The 18,218-nt window shown below is 69.2% G+C and carries 13 protein-coding genes; 4 read left to right on the top strand and 9 right to left on the bottom strand.

The genetic code is table 11. The features are described 5' to 3' along the window. Window positions 1-135 precede the first annotated feature (135 nt). The 3 genes from ACERLL_RS05495 to ACERLL_RS05485 are packed head-to-tail and all read left to right on the top strand — an operon-like array spanning window position 136 to window position 2,160. Window positions 136-501, top strand: a complete 366-nt coding sequence (locus ACERLL_RS05495) for an ArsR/SmtB family transcription factor (protein WP_373655062.1) — start codon at window positions 136-138, stop codon at window positions 499-501. Beyond that, window positions 494-1,831, top strand: coding sequence for an MFS transporter (locus ACERLL_RS05490; protein ID WP_373655061.1), 1,338 nt, complete (start codon window positions 494-496; stop codon window positions 1,829-1,831). Before ACERLL_RS05495 ends, ACERLL_RS05490 begins: the two co-directional genes overlap by 8 nt. A 2-nt stretch (window positions 1,832-1,833) precedes the next feature. Beyond that, window positions 1,834-2,160 (top strand): rhodanese-like domain-containing protein, encoded by a 327-nt coding sequence (locus tag ACERLL_RS05485; RefSeq protein ID WP_373655060.1) that lies wholly within the window; start codon window positions 1,834-1,836, stop codon window positions 2,158-2,160. Window positions 2,161-2,380: 220 nt separating this feature from the next. Here the strand turns inward: ACERLL_RS05485 and ACERLL_RS05480 are convergent, their stop codons facing one another. The 7 genes from ACERLL_RS05480 to dtd all read right to left on the bottom strand — a co-directional run bounded on the left by ACERLL_RS05480 (window position 2,381) and on the right by dtd (window position 13,365). Then, entirely contained in the window at window positions 2,381-5,563 is a 3,183-nt protein-coding gene (locus ACERLL_RS05480; RefSeq protein WP_373655059.1) for a sensor domain-containing protein, read from the bottom strand. Between the two features lie 169 nt (window positions 5,564-5,732). Next, window positions 5,733-8,843, bottom strand: a complete 3,111-nt coding sequence (locus tag ACERLL_RS05475) for an efflux RND transporter permease subunit (protein WP_373655058.1) — start codon at window positions 8,841-8,843, stop codon at window positions 5,733-5,735. Window positions 8,844-8,855: 12 nt separating this feature from the next. After that, the gene (locus ACERLL_RS05470) at window positions 8,856-10,064 is read right to left on the bottom strand and encodes an efflux RND transporter periplasmic adaptor subunit (RefSeq protein WP_373655057.1); all 1,209 of its coding nucleotides are present in this window, start codon (window positions 10,062-10,064) and stop codon (window positions 8,856-8,858) included. Beyond that, the gene (locus ACERLL_RS05465) at window positions 10,054-11,370 is read right to left on the bottom strand and encodes a TolC family protein (RefSeq protein WP_373655056.1); all 1,317 of its coding nucleotides are present in this window, start codon (window positions 11,368-11,370) and stop codon (window positions 10,054-10,056) included. Before ACERLL_RS05465 ends, ACERLL_RS05470 begins: the two co-directional genes overlap by 11 nt. Window positions 11,371-11,443: 73 nt before the next feature. Next, window positions 11,444-11,761, bottom strand: a complete 318-nt coding sequence (locus ACERLL_RS05460) for a hypothetical protein (protein ID WP_373655055.1) — start codon at window positions 11,759-11,761, stop codon at window positions 11,444-11,446. Window positions 11,762-11,831: 70 nt separating this feature from the next. Then, complete coding sequence (locus tag ACERLL_RS05455; RefSeq protein ID WP_373655054.1) at window positions 11,832-12,905, bottom strand: lipocalin-like domain-containing protein; 1,074 nt, start codon at window positions 12,903-12,905, stop codon at window positions 11,832-11,834. Between the two features lie 4 nt (window positions 12,906-12,909). Next, a complete protein-coding gene (gene dtd, locus ACERLL_RS05450; RefSeq protein WP_373655053.1) occupies window positions 12,910-13,365 on the bottom strand; it encodes a D-aminoacyl-tRNA deacylase in 456 nt (151 codons plus the stop codon). A 218-nt stretch (window positions 13,366-13,583) separates the two neighbouring features. On the opposite strand from dtd, the gene ACERLL_RS05445 reads away from it, so the two are divergent. Then, entirely contained in the window at window positions 13,584-15,521 is a 1,938-nt protein-coding gene (locus ACERLL_RS05445) for a methyl-accepting chemotaxis protein (RefSeq protein ID WP_373655052.1), read from the top strand. 12 nt (window positions 15,522-15,533) lie between these two features. Here the strand turns inward: ACERLL_RS05445 and tssG are convergent, their stop codons facing one another. Together tssG and tssF are read right to left on the bottom strand one after the other, a co-directional pair. Continuing rightward, on the bottom strand, window positions 15,534-16,484 hold the full coding sequence (gene tssG, locus ACERLL_RS05440; RefSeq protein ID WP_373655051.1) for a type VI secretion system baseplate subunit TssG: 951 nt from the start codon (window positions 16,482-16,484) through the stop codon (window positions 15,534-15,536). Beyond that, window positions 16,481-18,214 carry a type VI secretion system baseplate subunit TssF gene (gene tssF, locus ACERLL_RS05435; protein ID WP_373655050.1) on the bottom strand — a complete coding sequence of 578 codons (1,734 nt, stop codon included), beginning with the start codon at window positions 18,212-18,214 and terminating at the stop codon, window positions 16,481-16,483. Before tssF ends, tssG begins: the two co-directional genes overlap by 4 nt. Window positions 18,215-18,218 lie beyond the last annotated feature (4 nt).

The following is an 18,218-nucleotide window of genomic DNA, read 5'->3' as shown; positions in this document are numbered from 1 at the left end:
TGGAGGCCGTCCGTGTCCCGTCGCAGAGTCCCGCGGCGGGCGAAACGGCATGGCTTTCCTCCGGCGCGGTTGACAGGATGGAGCGCCGAGGGCAAAAGAGTTTCTAAATTCCGCAACTCTTGGATTTTGAAACCCATGAGCCAACAGCCCGCCCGCTTCGCCCTGTTCTCGGAGGTCTTCAAGGCCCTCGGTCACCCCAAGCGCCTGGAGATCATTCACGCCTTGCGCGAAGGGGAGCGCACCGCCACCCAGCTCGCCGAAGCCACCGGCCTGTCCAAGACCGCCGTCAGCCAGCACCTGTCCGTGCTCAAGGCCCAGGCCCTGGTGCTGTGCGACAAGCGGGGCTCGTTCTGCTACTACCGGGTGGCCTCGCCGGCGGTTTTCTCCGTATGCGAGGGCGTGCGCCAGCTGGTGCTGGAGCAGGTGGAATCCTTCGAGGCGGTGCGGCCCTTCCTGGCCACCCTGGACGGCAGCCGCACCGGCGAGGACGGCGATGGCTGAGCTTCCGGAAGGCAAGGACCACGCCGCCTACACCCACGGCATCCGCGCCAACCTCGGCCAGTTCGGCTTCCAGATGCTGCAGGTCCTCTTCGTCGGCCTGACCATCGGCCTGCAGCGCAACGTGGTGCCCGCCCTGGCCGAGGAGGAGTTCGGTCTCGCACCGGGCTCCTATCTCCTGTTCATGGCCTTCATCATCAGCTTCGGCTTCGTGAAGGGAGCGCTGAACTTCGTCGCCGGGCGCCTCTCGGAGCGGGTGGGCCGGCGCCGGGTGCTGCTGTGGGGCTGGCTGGCGGCGCTGCCTATCCCATTCATGATCCTCTACGCGCCCTCCTGGGGCTGGATCGTCGCCGCCAACGTCCTGCTGGGGGTGAACCAGGGCTTTGCCTGGTCCATGACCGTCACCTCCAAAGCGGACATAACCCGCGCCGAGCAGCGCGGCCTGGCCACCGGCTTCAACGAGTTCGCCGGCTACACCGGGGTGGCCATCGCCAGCGTAGTCACCGGCTACCTGGCCGCCGACATGGACCCGCGCTGGGCGCTGTTCCTGTTCGGCCTTACCGTGGCCCTGGTGGCCCTGGCCACCGCCTGGCTGTTCGCCGCCGAGACCCTGCACTGGGCCCGCGCCGAGGCCCACGCCCATGCCAGCGGCGCCCACAAGGGGCCCCGGCCGCGCTTCCCGGACAACGTCTCCGACCACCCGGGGGCCCGGGAGATCTTCGGCCTCGTGTCCTTCCGCCACCGCACCTTCAGCGCCCTGTCCCAGGCCGGCTGCGTGGAGAAGTTCGTGGATGCCCTGGTGTGGGCTTTCTTCCCCGCCTGGCTGCATGCCCAGGGGCTAACGGTGGTGGCCATCGGCTGGGTGGTGGGCGTGTTCGGCGTGGTGTGGGGCGCCAGCCAGCTGTGGACCGGACCGCTGTCGGACCGCATCGGCCGCAAGCTCCCTATCGTGGCCGGCATGTGGATCTGCGGCGCCGGGGTGGCGGCCACCCTGCTCGTGGAGGGCTTCTGGGCCTGGTGCGCCACCGCGGCTGTGGCCGGGGTGGGCATGGCCCTGCTCTACCCCACCCTCATCGCCGCGGTGAGCGACATCTCCCATCCCAACTGGCGGGGCTCCTCCCTGGGGGTCTACCGCTTCTGGCGGGACTCCGGCTACGGCTTCGGCGCGCTCGCCATCGGCCTCGCCGCCGACGCCACCGGCGCCCTGGATACCGGCTTCTGGCTCACCGCCGGTGCCATGGGCCTCTCCGGGCTGTGGGTACTGCTCGCCGCCGACGAGACCCACCCGCGCTTGAACCCGGCTCCTCAATTGCAGCCCGGCATGGAGAAATGAGCATGGCCCGAAGCCATGAGGCGCTGCTGGACGGGACTGAGGCCCGCGTCCCCCACCTGGCGCCCGGGGAGATGCCCGGACTGGAGGTGGAAGGGTCCCTGGTCGTGGACGTCCGTACCCTGGCGGAATACGCCGAGGACCACCTCCCGGGGGCAGTCAACCTGCCCCGGGATACGCTGGAGGCCCGGATCGCGGACCATCTGGCGCGCCCTGAACCGCCGGTGGTGGGCTGCTGCGACGGGCGGGGCCGCTCCACCCTGGCGGAGATGGGCATGGACGTCCGGATCCTGCGGGGCGGGGTCGCGGCCTGGAGGGACCAAAAGGACTAAACCGCTAGTGGCCCGGCGCAGAAATTCGTAACCAAAATGGGCTCCTCGGGATGCGGGGTAAGCCCGAAAGGCGATCTATGGCCTGCTCCCGTTTTGCAAGCACCGACGGTTGGGGAGGGCCCCTTGGAGCCCGGAGGGCTTGCCCCGCATCCCAGGTCCGGCCCAAGGATTAGAGAGAGGATTTCTGCGACGGGACACTGGTCCCACCAGCGGGAGGGCATTACCCGTCCGGGTGGACCCCGTTCAGATGGGGCGCTAGCTGCTCCGGATCCTGGGGCCGGTGGAAAAGGAAGCCCTGGGCCAGGCGGACCCCTTTCTCCCGGAGCCACCGGGCCTGGGCCTCCTCCTCCACCCCTTCCGGCACCACGTCCAGCCCCAGGGTTCCGGCCACGGCCAGAATGGCCTCGGTGATGGAGCGGTCGTGCTCCACGCCGGGGAGACCGTCGATGAACGCCTTATCGACCTTGAGGGTATCCACGGGGAGCTGCTTGAGGTAGGCCAGGGAGCTGTAGCCGGTGCCGAAGTCATCGATGGCCAGTCGAATATCCAGCCCCTTGAGGCGGGTCATGGTCTCCGCCGTCTCCTCCAGGCTGGCCAGCACCCCCTCCTCGGTGATCTCCAGCTCCAGGCATTGGGCAGGGACCCCGGTTCGCCCCAGAACGGCCGCCACGTAACGGGGCCAATCCTCCCGCTGGAGCTGGGCGGCGGCCACATTCACGGATACCCGTCGGAGGGGGTAGCCCTTGCTCCGCCAGCAGGCGAGCTGGGCCAGAGCCTGCTCCAGTACCCAATCGCCGATCTGCACCACCAGCCCGGTCTCCTCGGCGATGGGAATGAATTCACCGGGGGAGACCAGCCCCCATTCCGGGTGGTGCCAACGGACCAGGGCCTCCAGGCCGTCGATCGCCCCGCTTTCCAGGTCCACCTGGGGCTGGTAGCAAACACGCAGCTCCTCCTGGTCGATGGCGACCTTGAGGGCCTCCTCGAGGCGCACCCGGCGCTGCACCGTCTGGTGCATCTCGGGCTGGAAGTAATGGATCTGGCCGTGGCCCTCCCTTTGGGCGCGATGAAGCGCGGTGGCGGCATTGGTAAGCAGGGGATCCAGATCCGTGCCGTCCTCGGGAGCCAGGGCCACCCCCATGTTGGCCTCCAGCCGAACCGTCTGCTCGCCGATGGACAGCGGCATGGAGAGGGCCTCCATGAGGGTGGTCAGCCAGCGCTCCAGCGCATGGTGCCGGGGAAGATCCTCCAGCAGGACCCAGAATTCGTCCGCCCCGGGCCGGGCCACGGTATCCTGATGGCGCAGGACCGCCTGCAGACGCTCGGCGGTCCGGCGCAGCACCTCGTCGCCTCCTTCGGCGCCGAAGCTGTCGTTGAGCGCCCGGAAGCCCTGGAGATCGATCAGCACCAGGGCCATGCGCCGCTGGCCCGACTCCAGGGCATGCTCCAGGCGTTCGCGAAACAGGGCACGGTTGGGCAGCCCGGTAAGGGGATCGTGGTAGGTCCGGAAGGTGAGCTCTTCCTGGGTCTGGTGGGCCTGCGTGATGTCCGCGAAGACGGCCACGTAGTTGGTCAGGGTACCGGATTCGTCCCGGACCTCGCTGAGCGTCAGCCATTTCGGGTACAGCTCGCCGTTCTTGCGCCGGCCCCAGATCTCGCCCTGCCAGTGGCCCTGGTTTTCGATATCGGCCCAGAGGGCTTCGTAGAATGCCTCGTCATGCAGGCCCGAGCGCAGCAGGTCGGGGGTGTGGCCCAGGACCTCGTCCGCTTCGTAGCCGGTGATGCGGGTGAAGGCGCGATTGACCTTCTCGATGCGAAGCTCGAGGTCGGTAACGAGGATGCCCTCGGCGCTGCTGTCGAAAACCGCCCCGGCAAGCCGCAGCTCCCCCATCTGCCGGTCCCGCTCGGCCCGGACTTGCAGGGTCTGGACGCCGAACCCCAGATCGGCCGCCAGCTCTTCCAGCAGCGCGATCTCCCGCGCATCGAAGGCGGTGGCATCGGTGGAATAGACGTTGAGGGCGCCGATGGGCCGATCCTCCCGGAAGATGGGCAGGGCAGCGGAAGCCTGGAAGCGGTGCCGATGGGCGGCCTCCCGCCACCGGTCGTAGTCCGGGCTCCCCTCCAGATTCCGCAGCACCTGGCGCTCGCCGGTGCGGATGGCGTTGCCGGTGGGACCCTGACCGGCCGCATCATCCCCCCAGCCGACGGTGATCTCCTTTAGATAGGCCTGCTCCCTTCCAGCCGCTCCGGCGACCCGGACCGTTCGCTGCGGGTCGCCCTCCGCCAGGCCCACCCAGGCGAGCGGATACCCCTTGCCGTTGGTCAGAGCCTGGCAGACCTCCTGAAACAGGACCGCCTCGTCGGTGGCATGGATCAGGGCCGCATTGGCCCGGGACAGGGCCCGCAGGGCATAGTCGGCGCGCCGGCTGGATTCCTCGGCGGCCTTGCGCTCGCTGATGTCTCGGGCGATGGCGTAGGCGAACTCCTCTTCCTCGTAGGCCAGGTAGATCACGCCCACTTCCACGGGGTAGTCGATGCCCTCCCGGGTGCGGTGGGTGGTCTCCAGGGCGAGGTGGCCCCGGGCCTTGAGCGAGCTCCAGTGGGCCCGCCAGTCCGCTGCCGAGAAGTTGGGGTCCACATCGGCGACGGTGAGGCCCATTAGCTCCCGGAGGCTGTAGCCCAGGTTTTCGCAGGCGGTATGGTTGGCGTCGAGGAGCCGGCCGTCGGGACTGATGCGATAGATCTCGTCGAAGCTGTTCTCCACCGCGTGGCGGCTGAGGTCCAGCTCGCGCTGACGGGCCCGGATATCCGACAAGTCAGTCATGAAGGCGAAGGAGCCCGTGACCCGGCCGGCGTCATCGCGGAGGGCGGTGGCGTGGACGAGCACGGGAACCGGCTCGCCGGCCCGGGTCTGGAGGGTGACCTCGTACTGGCGGGGCTCCGCCCGCGTATGGCGTAGGCCCTGATCACGCCCCTGCCCGAGCTGCTCCGCGAAGACCTCCCGCCCCTGGGGCGTTGCGAACTCGAAGGGGGTCCGGCCGTGCATTTCCTCGGCTCGGTAGCCCAGGAGGGCGGCCATGGATTGGTTCACAGCGCGGGTCCGGCCGCCGGCATCGATAAGCCAGAAGCCCTCCTGGGCCAGGTCGATAATGTCCTGCCAGTAGCGGTCCTTGGCTTCCCGATGCCGGACCTCCCGGGCGAGGAGCCCCAGGATCAGCCCCGTACTCAGGACCACATAGGCCATGCCCTTGTAGGATTGCAGCTGGGCGAGGGCCGCCCGGTCGGGGGCGAGCATCTGTACAGCCCAGTCCGAGAGCAGGATCCAGAGCAGGCCGAACAGCAGATAGCCCCCGGCAACCATGGCAAATATGCGCCACGCCGGGCTTCGGGAATCCTGGACCAAGGGTGCGGTCCTCTCCACGGATGAAGAAATTTGGCTTCCCGGCGCGGCGGCGCCGGGACCGGACAGTAGCTGAGGTCCTGTCCTCCGCAGGAGTCAGTGTCCGCAAATCTCCTCCGAATGTCCATGCTGTCTTTGGGCCCATTCGCCTTCCGGATGCCCGCCAACGGGGCTACACCGCCACCTCCTCGCCCGGCTCCGTGAACCAGCGGTAGACCGCCGGCAGCACCAGCAGGGTAAGGATGGTGGAAGTCACAAGACCACCGATCACCACCGCCGCCAGGGGCCGCTGGACGTTGGCGCCTATGCCGTCGGCCAGAAGCAGGGGAAGCAGCCCGAGGATGGCCACGGTGGCGGTCATCAGCACCGGCCGCATCCGGTGCTCGGCACCAGTCTTCACCGCCTCTTCCGTTTCCAGACCGCGCTCGCGCAGCTGGTTGATGTAGGACACCAGCACCACGCCGTTCAGCACCGCCACGCCGAATACGGCGATGAAGCCCACCGCCCCGGCCACGGACAGGTACATGCCGGAGACCCACAGGGCGAAGATGCCGCCGGTGACGGCGATGGGGACATTCAAAAAGATCAGGGTGGCGTAGCGCAGGCTGCCGAAGGCCGAGAACAGCATGAGGAAGATCAGCCCCAGGGTGAGGGGCACCACCAGATAGAGACGCTGCATGGCCCGCTGCTGGTTCTCGAACTGGCCGCCGTACTCGGTGAAGTAGCCGGCCGGCAAATCCACCTGCTCATCCACCTTGCGCTGCACTTCGCGCACCACACCGCCCATGTCCCGGCCGCGCACATTGAACTGCACGAAAACCCGGCGGCTCGCCTGGGAGCGGGAGATCTTCTTCGGCCCCACATAGGTCTCGATGTCGGCCACCCGCGACACCGGGATCAGACCGCCCTCGACGGTTCGGAGCGGCAGGTCGCGGATCTCGGCCAGCTGCAGGTCTTCGTCCGCTGCTTCCTCAAGCCGCAGGAAAATGTCGAAGCGCCGGATCTCCTCGAACACCTGGCCCACGGAGGCGCCCCCGATCCCGGTCTCGATGGTCTCCAGGACCTTGTCCACCGGGATGCCATAGCGGGCCAGGGCGTCGCGGTCGGGCCGGATGACGATCTGCGGCTTGCCGGATTGCTGCTGCATGCGCACGTCTACCGCGCCCTCAACGCCCCTGGCGACGGCGGCCACCTCCCGGCCGAGCCCGGCGAGCTCGTCCAGGTCCTCGCCGAACACCGACACCGCCACCTGCGCCTTGAGGCCGGAGATCAGCTCGTCGGTGCGCATCTGGATGGGCTGGTTGAAGTTGTTGGCCACCCCCGGCACCTGCTCCTTGACCCGGGCCGACATGGCGTTCTGGAGCTCCTCGTAGTCGCGGCCGCTGGTCCACGCACTCAGAGGCTTGAGGGTGACCACGGTGTGGATCCCGTTGACCGGGGTGGGCTCGCCGCCCACCTCGGGCCGTCCCACCCGCGAGTAGGTCCCGGTCACCTCCGGGAAGGTCTGCATGACCTCCTGGATGCGCTTGGCGTAAGCCTTGGTGGTGGGCAGGTTGGCCCCCGGCGGCAGGGTGGTGCGCACCATGTAGGTGCCCTCGCGCAGGGTGGGCACGAAGGTTGTGCCGAGGAAGGGGAACAGCGCCAGGCTGGCGGCGAAGGCCACGCCGGCGGCACCGATTACCCACGCCGGATGGCGATAGACGCTATTGAGAATGGGCCGATAGGCGGCCTTGATCCAGCCCACCAGGCGCGGCTCGCCCGGGGCCTCACCGCGTCGGAAGGCGTAGCCGGCCAGCACCGGAACCATGGTCAGCGCCAGGAACAGGGCGCCCACCAGGGCGAAGGCGATGGTGTAGGCCATAGGGGAGAACATCTTGCCCTCCACCCCCTGGAGGGTGAACAGCGGCAGGAACACGATGATGATAATGCTGATGCCGAAGGCGATGGGCCGGCCCACCTCGCGGGCCGCCTCACCCGCCAGGCGCAGCATGGGGACTTCCTCCCCCTTGCGCTGCTCCAGATGACGGAAGATGTTCTCCATCATCACCACCGAGCCGTCCACCATCATGCCGATGCCGATGGCCAGCCCCCCGAGGCTCATGAGGTTGGCGGTCATCCCCACGTAGTCCATGGCGATGAAGGCGATCAGGGTGGCCAGCGGCAGGCTGGCGATAACGATCAGGGTGGAGCGCACATTGCCCAGGAACAGGTAGAGGAAGATCAGCACCAGCACCGCCCCCTCCAGCAGGGCATCCTCCACCGTGCCCACGGCCTTGGCGATGAGGTCGGCCTGGGAGTAGAACGGCACCGCCTCCATGCCCTCCGGCAGGGCCTTGTTCACGGCCGCCAGCTTGTCCTCGACGCCCTCCAGCAGCTCCTGGGTGTTGGCATGGATCAGCTTGAGGACGGTGCCGCCCACCGACTCCTCGCCGTTGGCCACCTGGGCGCCGCGGCGGATGGCCGCGCCGAGCTCGACGGTGGCGATGTCGCCTATGGTTACCGGCGTTCCGCCGTGCTCGTGGACGACGATGCTGCGCAGGTCGTCCAGACCTGCCTTCCCGGAATCGATCCAACCATAGCCCCGAACGATGTGCTCCTCACCGCCCCGGTTGATGAAGGAGCCGCCCACGTTGCGGTTATTGCTGGCGATGGCATTGCGGACGTCCCCGATGGTCAGGTCATGGGCCTGCAGGCCCTGCCGGTCGAGCTTGACCTGGTACTGCTTGCGCTCGCCGCCCAGGGAAAGCACGCCGGTTACCCCGGGGATCGTCCGCAGCATGGGCTTGGCGATCCAGTCCTGGGCCGTCCGCTTCTCCATCAAGGTGTGGTCATAACCGTCCTGGCTCCGGATGGTGTAGAGCATCACCCGGCCCAGCCCGGTGGTGATGGGGCCGAGCCGGGGCTCGCCCATGCCCGGCGGGATGTTCTCCTTGGCCTTGGCCAGGCGCTCCATCACCAGCCGGCGGGCGAAGTAGATGTCCGTGCCTTCCTCGAAGTACACGTTCACCCGCGACAGGCCGAAGATGGAGGTGGACTGTACCCGCTTTAGTCCGGGCAGGCCGTACATGGAGATCTCGACCGGATAGCTGATCAGCGTCTCCACGTCCACCGGCGACAGCCCGGGGCTGGCGGTGTAGATCTGCACCATGGGCGGGGTGACGTCGGGGAAGGAGTCGATGGGCACGCGGTTGAAGGACATGTAGCCCGCCACCGCCAGCCCCGCCACCAGCACCAGCACCATGAGCCGGTTGCGCAGGGCCAGATTGATCAAACGCTCGATCATGGTGCCCGCCCCCTAGTGGCTGTGCGAGGTGCTGCGGCCGCTGGCCGTCAGCGCCGACTTCAGGTCGAAGGCACCGCGGGCCACGAACCGGTCCCCGGGCTTGAGCCCCTTCAGCACCTCCACGCGACCGTCGGCCTCCTCACCCAGAGCCACGGGGACGGCCCGGAAGTGGCCCTTTCTTTGCCCCGGGAGGAAGACCATGGGCTTGCCGTGAATGGTCTGGACCGCGTCCACGGGGATCATGGCGGCCTTGCCATTCAGCGAGGTGCGCAGGGTGGCCTTGCCGAACATGCCGGCGCGCAACAGCCCTCCGGCGTTATCCACCATCGCTCGGACCCGCACTGTCCGGGTCTGCTTATCCAGTTGCCGGGAGGTCCAATCGGTCCGGCCGCTGAAGGTGTGGTCCGGCAGGGCCCGGACGCGGAAGGCAACCTGCTGGCCCGGTTTCAACAGCGGCAAGTGCCGCTCGTAGGCCTCGATCATGACCCACACCTGACCGGTATCCACCACGTGGATGGGCGTCTCCTCGGGGGAGACCGTCTGTCCCGGGGTCAGGTCGCGCCTCTGGACCACCCCGGCCAGGGGGCTGGCAAGCTGGTAGCGGGACAGCGGCTGGTCGCCGCCCGCCTCGATGTCGCGGATCCGCGCGCGGGCCAGGCCGTACAGGCGCAGCTCCTCCATGGCGGCGTTGCGCCGCGCCCGTGCCTCCTGGAAACGGGCCCGGGCGTCCAGCAGCTCCGCCTCGGAGGCGATCTGCTCCTCCTGCAGCTTCTGCTGGCGCTCGTAGTCCGCCTCGGCCGTCTCATAGGCGGCCTGGGCGGTAAGGTAGCGGGCCTTGGCCTTGCCGAGGGCCACGCTGTCCATGACGACCACGGTCTCGCCGGCCTTCACCCGCTCGCCGAGGTCCTTGGTGACGCGGACCACCTTGGCCCGCAGGCGCGGGCCCACCTGGGCCACCCGATCCTGGTCGAAATGCACGGTGGCGGGCAGCACTAGGGCTCCCTCGGCACTGCCAAGCTCGGCCGGGGCGATCTTCAGATCCAGCCGATCCCGCTGCTTCTCATTCAAATGCACCCGGCGGGAGGCGCCTTCCTCGTTTCCTTGGGGGGCACCCGCCTTGCCTTCGTTATGGCTGCCATCTTCCGCTACGGCCGGAGCGGGAACAGCGATAAGCCCGCTCAGCAGAGCCAGGGCCGCAAGCATCTTCGAATTAACGCGCATGGGATTCGGTCTCCTGTTCGGTGGCAGCCGTGGTCCCGGGCCTGGGACCGAGGGCGATCAGCCCACCGGTGGCCCGCTCCAGGGTAGTCCCCGCCTCCACGAGGCTGCGTAGCGCGTCCAGGTAATCGCGGCGCACGTTCAAGAGATTGTCACGGGCGGTGGTCACCGCGGGCGCCCCCACGTTGCCGGCCTTTAGCGCGCGCTGGACCAGCTCCAGGTTCTCGGCGGCGCTCTCCAGCACAGTGCCCTTGAGGGCCTTCACCCGCTGCCGGGCCCCCTCGTAGGCGGCCAGGGCGCGGGTCACCTCGCGGCGCACGGTAAGGCGCAGGGTGTCCTCCTCCAGCCGGGCCTGCTGCAGGCGGGCGCGCGCCGCGCGCTGCTCGCCGCCGTAGCGGTGCAGCACCGGGATGGGGGCGGACAGGCCGCCGCCGGCGACGTCGGCGCCCTCCTCGCGCTTGTAGAAGCCGTACACGGTGAGGTTGGGGATGAGCTGGCGCTCGGAGAGCTTGAGCGCCTTGCGCGCGGCGGCCACCTGCCGCCCCGCCGCGGCCAGATCGGAGCGGCGCTCCAGGGCCCGGCGAAGCAGCTTTTCCCGGTCGGGCAGATCGAGCGGCCGCGTGGTCAGGTTACCCGCCACGCGGAGCTCTCGGGCCGGGTCCGCGGCCAGGAGCTGGAGCAGCCGCACCCGGGTGCGGGACACCTCGGTACGGGCGGCGGCCAGCGCGGCCCGGGCCCGGCCCGAACCGATGCGGGCGGTGTTCACTGCCAGCCGGGTGGCCTCGCCGGCCTCAAGGCGCTGGCGGGCGTATTCGTGAAAGGCCCGGGCGCTTTCCAGCACCTCCTCGGCTGTGGTAACCGCCTCCTTGGCGACCAGAAGGTCGAGAAAGGCCCGCCGGGTGCGGGCGACGGTGGCGGTCTGCAGGTATTCCAGCCGGGCCCGGGCGCTGCCGGTGCGGGCCTCGGCTACCGCTATATGCAGGCCACGCTTGCCGCCGGTGAACAGGGTCTGGGAGATCCGTACACCGATGTCGGTCGTGGCCTCGCTACCACGCGAGCGCCGGCCGGCGGAGAGCGCTAGCTCGGGGTTGGTGGGTACGATGCGCGCCGCATGCTCGCGGCGGCCGCGCAGAATGCCCACCTGCTGACGGGCCTGGCGAATGGTGAGATTGCGGTCCAGGGCCCGTTGGAGGGCCTGTTCCATACGCAGGGGCGCGGGCAGGCCGTCGTCGGGCGCTGCCATAGCCCGCGGGGCCGCTCCGGCCGCGATGGCCAGGGCGCCCGCTGCTACGATGCGGAATCGCGGCATGATCGGGAGTCCTCGGAATCACATTGGCCGATCCCGCCACGGCACGAGACCGGGCGGACGGAGGGTCGAGGACTCAGGCTGTGGGTGGCTGCTCGGGAGGTGCGGGCGAGAAGCGGGAGTGGCCCGGGGGAGCCGGAAGGATCCGGGCGGCGCCGGCGGCCGGGCCGGGCAGGAAGCTGTCCACCGGAATGGCCACGAAATGCACCGGGGAGTGCATACAATGGTGGCCCTGCCCACTATCGGCCTCGTCGGGGACCTGCTGCCCGGTGTGCGGACCGTCGGCGTGGACGTGGCCACCGCCCTCGAAGCCGCCGGCACTGCCCTCCCACGCCCAGGCCGACTGGGCGAAGAGCACGGCGAGCATGAGGAGTCCGCTGAGTAACCGGGTCATGGAATGGAATGTTCTCAGACACCGGGTAGCCGGGCAAGGCGCGCTTGGAGCCCTGCCCGGGGGAGCCTTCCTAGAACCGGGTCATCTCCAGGAAGCCCTCCCCGACGCGGTCGCCGCCGACCCGCATGGCCCCTTCCCAGTAGGTGGGATTGAAGGGGCCCGTGCCGCGCATCTCCTGGCTGTCGAACAGCGGCGTGACCCGCAGGGTCCGCCCCCCCGCCCGGATCTCCCAGGCCACCGGGTAGGTGCTGCCCGTCTCCGGGGAGGTCCATTCACGCAGGGGCCGCCACCGGACCCGGTCCGGGCCGAGATGCTCGGTGGTGCGGTCCGGCCGGATCCAGGTGCCGGCGGCGTAGGTCGTGCGCCCCTTCGGATCGCGGAAGCGGTAGGCCATGAGCCCGCCGCCCCCTGCGAACCGCAGACCCACCCAGTCCCAGCCGGCCGTACCCTCGGGCAGGAAGGTGGAGGTCCATTCGTGGTCGAACCAGGCGGTGCCCGTCACCTCCCGGGGCCGCCCGTCCACCGGTAGCGTGCCTCGCACCGCCAGGGCGGGATAGGAATAATAGTAGCTCGCCACGGAGCCGCTGGCGTTCTTGGCGCTTATGCCGTCCCGACCCTGGAGGACGGCCTTTCCGGTGGGCGAAAGCGCCAGGTCCCAGGCACCGGGCTCGCCATTCAGGCGCAACCGCCAGGACCCACCCGTCTCGGCCTCCAGGGCCCAGTCCCGGATACCGACACGCAGCCGGTCCGGGTCCGCCCGGCCGCCGTCCAGGCCGACCCGGGCCAGGCGCCGCCAGTGCCGGAAGGACTCCGTGGTCGGGTCGCCAAGCGCCGCATGCGCGCTCATCACCTGGCGCGGCGTGAAGGCCGAGGGATTCTCCAGCCAGCGCCCGGGCTCGGGGCGGTTGCGGAAAAAGGTCACCTCGAAGGTGCGCCGTCCGCCCCCCGCCAGGTCCAGGAACCCTGTGAAGTACCACCACTCGATGGCGTAGTCCGGATGGGCGGCATGGTCGGCGGGCAGGTTCACCGGCCGTTCGGGCGTGACCCGCGCGTAGCTCCGCTCCGCCGCCCGTCCTCCGCCGGCCAGCAGGAGCGGAGGCCCGGCGGCCAGCAGCCGGAGGAATTCCCGCCTGGATCGGCGCAAGGGGCTAGCCCTCCCGCTCCGGCGGCACCCGGAGCCAGAAGGTGACCGGCCCGTCGTTGGTGAGGCGCACCTGCATGTCCGCCCCGAAGCGCCCGGCCGCAACCTCGGGATGCGCCGCCCGCGCTTGCTCGAGGAAGTAGCCGAACAGCCGCTCGCCCTCCTCCGGCGGCGCTGCGGTGCCGAAACTGGGCCGGGTGCCCTTCCCGGTGTCCGCGGCCAACGTGAACTGCGGAACCAACAGCAGGCCGCCGCCAGTGTGGCGCAGCGAGCGATTCATGCGGCCCTCCTCGTCGGGAAAGACCCGGTAGCCCAGCAGGCGTTCAAGCAGGCGATCGGCCTGGGCCGAGCCGTCACCCTTCTCCACCCCCACGAGCACCGCGAGGCCGGGCCCGACGGCCCCCGCTACTCCGCCGTCGATGACCACCTCCGCCGCCGTTACGCGCTGCAGTAGTCCAATCACTGGCGGCACCCTTCAACGGTTATACGGGGAAGACATTGTCCGACTTTGTCTACAACGTCTGTCGTTCCCCTTTCGCAGTACGCCATCGTTGTTGTTGCCTCACCCATATTGCCTAGACAGGATTGCAGAAAACTTGTCCTGCAATTCGGCCTCCCGCTTGGACAGAAATCCGTATCCGCACAAGGCGCAATGCGGACGGCTGGACAGAAGGGGACTCCATGGCACGCTTCCGTTTCCGTCTGCGGCTTCCGGACTACCGCATGCTCACCAGACTGGGCCTGGGCGCCAAGCTGGCCCTGATTCCCGCTCTCGCCGTCATCGCGCTGATCGGCGTCTATGCCATCACCCGCCTGAATCTGGCCGAATACCAGGACCGCGTCGACCAGGCCGAGGCCTCGGGCCGCCTGGAAGCCCTGGCCCTGCAGGCCCGCGTCGCGGGGCTGAGCTACGTGCGCTGGGACCAGGCAGGCAAGGCCGACAAACGGCAGGCCGCCCTGGAAACCTTCCAGAAGGCCACCGGGCGGATCGGGACCCTGGCCGGCGAGAAGGTACAGGCCCTGGAAGGGGAGCAAAGGCTCCATGAACAGGCCCGGAAGATCCTGGCGGCCAATCGCCGCTACACCGAGGCCTTCGACAACCTGGTCGCCCGCCGCCGAGCCCTGGCCAAGGCCTCGCGTGCCATGGGCAAGGCCGCCACCGGCATGCAAAAAGGCGCGGCCACGCTGGACAAGACCCAGCAGGGCCGCTTCGAGGTGCTGCTGCAGAGCGGCGAGAAGCCGGAAACCCTGATCAAGCGCATGAACCAGATGGGCTCCGGACAGCATACCATCGCGCTGGTGCGCAAGGCCCGCATGGCGGCCAAGGAGTACATGCTCCAGGGCAATCCAGCGAATCTGAAGACAGCCCGGCAGTCCATCCTGGAGGTCAAGGAGATCACCGAGAAGACCAAGGGGCAGCTTAGCCGGATCAAGGACCGCTGGCGGATGGATTCGGTCCTGGAGGCCGCGGACGCCTACCTAGCCCGGCTGAAGGATTACGCTGCCGCCCGCCGGGAAGGCGAGGCGCAGATCGCGGTCATGGTCGAGGCCGCACGATCCCTGGAGAAAACGGCGGCGGAGCTCGGCAGGCGGGAGCACACGGCGCAGCTGGCCGTTCGGGACACCCTGAAGAGCAGCATCCTGTCGGTGAACCTTGTGGCCATCCTGCTCACCTCGCTGCTGGCGTTCCTGATCACGCGCAACATCCGCAAGCCCATTCGCGCGGTGAGCGCTGCGGTCCAGCACATCCAGGCAAATAACGATTTCACCCGGCGGGCGGAGGTCCACGGGAACGACGAGATCAGCGGCATGGCACGCTCCTTCAACACCATGGTGGACCACCAGAGCGGCCTGCTCGCCGGCATCCAGGAGCAGGCGGCGCAGGTGGCCACCTCCAGCGAGGAGCTAACCGCCACGGCGGACGAGATCAGCCATAGTGCCCGGACGTCGAGCCAGCGCGTGGAGGAGGTGAGCGGATCGGCGAATGAGGTGAACAATGTGGTGCAGGAGGTGGCCTCCAACATCAACGAGGTTTCCACCACAGCCACGGAGGCCACCCGGATCGCGCGGGAGGGCATCAATACCGTGGAGGATGCCTCCGGCAAGATCGACGGCCTGAAGCAGGCCAGCGACCGGGTGGAGGAGATCATGGAGACCATCCAGGCCATCGCCAAGAAGACCGACCTGCTGGCCCTCAACGCCGCCATCGAGGCGGCCAACGCTGGCGAGCACGGCAAGGGCTTCGCCGTGGTGGCCGACGAGGTCCGCAAGCTCGCCGAGCAGACCTCCGAGGCCACCTACCAGGTGAACCAGATCATCTCCGACCTGCAGGGACAATCCGAGGCCTCGGTGCGGGCCATGGGCGAGGTCCAGGAGCGGATGAACCGGGTCCTCAGCCATATCCAGCGGAACGACGAGACCGCCAACCAGATCGCCGCCTCGGCGGAGGAGCTGGCCGCCACCATGAGCGAGACCACGGAGAACATGACCCATATCAGCGGCAACGTGGAGCAGGTGACGGGGAGCGTCACCCAGATCGAGAGCGCCGCCCAGCAGCTGGGCGAGCTGGCCGCCTCCCTGCGCGCCTCGGTGGACCAGTTCCGGATCCGGGCCGAATAGGGAGAGGGGAGCTCACACCAGCGGCAGGACCGCCCGTCCGCCCTCCCGGGCATCGCCGCTGAAAAGCCAGCCGCTCTGTCCCAGCCGGGCCCAGTCGGGGTCGCCCAGGCACAGGCTGCCGGCGGTGCCCGGCGCCAGCCGGAACACCAGCTCGCACTCCAGCGGCGCCTTCAGGTAGGCGCGCACCAGACGCACCATACGCCGCCATTCCACCCGGTCATTCACCCACCGTGCGAACGTGCCGGCGTCCACCGGTCCCACCTCCACCTGCAGCTTGCCCTTGCGCTCGCGAATCTCGTCGCCCACCACGGTGGTCTGCCCCAGACGGTTCGCCTGCCGACCCAGGGAGAGGCGCTGGCTGGCGGGCACCCGAACCCTGCGCGGCACGCACTCGCGGACGCGGAATTCAACGCCCGGGAAGGCGTCGCGCAGGAGGGCGGCAAGCCCCTGGGCGGAGCGCTGCCGGGGGCCCAGGAGCTTCACGTAGCGCAGTGACTCGCGGGCCGGCAGGCTGTCCGACCGCTCCCCCTCCGCCTCGAAGCCCACCAGGGCGGCCACCAGCCCGCTGAAGCGCCGGTCCCCTTCCTCCGCGGCAACCGCCGGCCGTCCGTGCAGCCGGGCCCGGTACCAGAGGTGGTAGAGCCGCGCGTGCAGCGCGTCCAGCAGCAGCCGTGGCGCCGGCTGATCCTCCTGGTTGGCGGCCAGCAGGTCCTCGGTATAGAACCGGGGCAGGGGGGAGCGCGCCCCGTAGAGTCCGGGCAGGTTAACGGTCACCCAGTAGGTCCCGTCGGCGTCGCGCTCCACCGCTTCCACCGCACGGGCGGGACGTGCCTGGGACAGGTCCGGCCGGATGCGGATGCACTGCTCGGGATCGCGGCCCTCACGGCGCAGCGCCCGGCGCAGGATCCGCAGGGCCTGGAGGAAGCCGAAGCTGCCGGGGGAATTCTCGAGCTGCGCGATCATAGCAGGGGCTCGGTGCCGAGGTGGGCCGGCCAATGGGTGCGCTCGCCCGTATTGGGATCGCGGAAGCTGAGCGCCACGAAGGAGTTGGCCTCACACACCCCGCCGAAGAAGGCATCCAGCAGGCAGCCGAAGAGGTACTGGTCGCCGCGGCTCAGGAAATGGTCCTGCCGGACCTCGCCTTGGAGGGCGGTGCCGCGCACGAAGTAGCCCCCGAACAGGCGCTCCTCCCGGTGACCGGTCAGCGTCTGCAATCCGTTCACCCGCTTCTGGTTCAGGCCCTCCTGGTCGGCGTTACGGCGGGCCATGCGCACGTTGTGGGTCAGGAAGGTGCGCAGGTTCTCGGCGTCGGCGAAGGACAGGTAATTGAAGGAGAGGTCGGAAAGGAGGTGCCAGAGGGGCTCCTCGTCCAGGTGCAGGGCAGTCCCCGGCTGCGGGCTGTCCAGATTCCGGAAGCTCACCAGCTCGGGGACCTCTCCGGTGGGAATACGGATCTCGCCGGGCGCCAGGCGCTCGGCGCCCTGCCCCTGGGTGCAGGTGAGCCGCGCCACCAGCACCTCGTCCCCCGGCGTGGGTCCGCCTTGCGGATAAGCCACGGAGAGGGCGGGCCGCGCCTCCCCGGAGCGCGGCTCGGGACGCAGGTGCACCTGGTATGTCGGGCTCTCCGCGTCCCCTTCCATGGCGCTGAAGGCCTTGTAGCGCCGCCGCGTCCCCTCCGCCCGTGAGACCCCCTCAAGACCGTCCACGGAATAGACCGCAGGCCTGGGGTCGGCCTCCCGCGGCCGGAGCGGCAGCTCCGTGGCCGTGTGGTCCACGGTGACCGGATCCGACTCGGCCTCGAACAGGTTCACGGCGGGGGTGGCGTGGAGGGCGAAATGCTCGGGCTGGAGATCCGGCACCGGAAAGGCGGGCTGCTCGCACAGGAACCGCACTTCCAGCTCGGTGGCCCCCGGCTCGGGCATCCAGCCCGTCAGGTCCACATCGAGGTAGAGGTGCTTCCTGGGGTAGAGGAAATACTCGTGCGCCACCCGGAACGCGGGGAGCAGGTTGCCCGGCTGCGGCAGAAGCGCCTCCTCCGCGTCGAAGCCCACCGCGCGGACGGCTTCCGGCCCTCCGTCGTGCCGGCTGCCGCCGCCCTCGATGGCGACCCCTCGGAGGTAATGCCGCAGGAAGAAATAGCGGTCCGCGGCCTCGGCGTACTCGCCCGCGAAATGCAGTCGGATGCGGTCCAGGGCCAGCTCCGAAAGGGGCACGCCGCCGGTGGAAAAACGGAAGGCTACCGGGAGGGAACGGCCGCCGTCGGGGGTTCCGACGGCCTCCCCCACCGCCACGGTGGAGAGCTGCAGGGGCTGCACCCGCACGTCGAAGCAGGTCCGGAACCGGAACTGTCCCGCGCCGTTCGTCTCGGAATCCAGATGGGTGCCGGCGGGCACCGTCAGGGGCTCGCGCAGTCCCGCCGCCGGCTGGAAGGCGATGGTGGTGGTGGCCGGTATGGGCCGCAGGAAGTGCGGCGAGACAATCTGGAGCAGCTCCTGGACCAGGTCCGGGAACCGGCCGTCGAGATCCCGGCGGATGTCGCCGGCCAGGAAGGCGGTTCCCTCCAGGAGCCGCTCCACGTCGGGGTCCGTGGATCCCTCCCGGAGCAGCCCGGCCAGGGTGGGGTTATCCCGTCCGAAGTCCGCCGCGACCCGGCGGAGAAGGTCCAGTTCCTGGCGATAGTATTGATCGATCACCGCT

This window comes from Thiohalorhabdus sp. Cl-TMA, from assembly GCF_041821045.1.
GTDB lineage: Bacteria > Pseudomonadota > Gammaproteobacteria > Thiohalorhabdales > Thiohalorhabdaceae > Thiohalorhabdus > Thiohalorhabdus methylotropha.
The sequence above is the reverse complement of the archived record's forward strand: the minus strand, read 5'-3'. Positions and strand labels throughout refer to the sequence as shown.

Excerpts from the sequence above, each read along its gene's own strand:
- tssG (WP_373655051.1), bottom strand. The coding sequence starts at position 16,484 with ATGATCGCGCAGCTCGAGAATTCCCCCGGCAGCTTCGGCTTCCTCCAG.
- ACERLL_RS05495 (WP_373655062.1), top strand. The coding sequence starts at position 136 with ATGAGCCAACAGCCCGCCCGCTTCGCCCTGTTCTCGGAGGTCTTCAAG.
- ACERLL_RS05485 (WP_373655060.1), top strand. The coding sequence starts at position 1,834 with ATGGCCCGAAGCCATGAGGCGCTGCTGGACGGGACTGAGGCCCGCGTC.
- ACERLL_RS05445 (WP_373655052.1), top strand. The coding sequence starts at position 13,584 with ATGGCACGCTTCCGTTTCCGTCTGCGGCTTCCGGACTACCGCATGCTC.
- ACERLL_RS05490 (WP_373655061.1), top strand. The coding sequence starts at position 494 with ATGGCTGAGCTTCCGGAAGGCAAGGACCACGCCGCCTACACCCACGGC.
- ACERLL_RS05465 (WP_373655056.1), bottom strand. The coding sequence starts at position 11,370 with ATGCCGCGATTCCGCATCGTAGCAGCGGGCGCCCTGGCCATCGCGGCC.
- ACERLL_RS05475 (WP_373655058.1), bottom strand. The coding sequence starts at position 8,843 with ATGATCGAGCGTTTGATCAATCTGGCCCTGCGCAACCGGCTCATGGTG.
- ACERLL_RS05460 (WP_373655055.1), bottom strand. The coding sequence starts at position 11,761 with ATGACCCGGTTACTCAGCGGACTCCTCATGCTCGCCGTGCTCTTCGCC.
- ACERLL_RS05470 (WP_373655057.1), bottom strand. The coding sequence starts at position 10,064 with ATGCGCGTTAATTCGAAGATGCTTGCGGCCCTGGCTCTGCTGAGCGGG.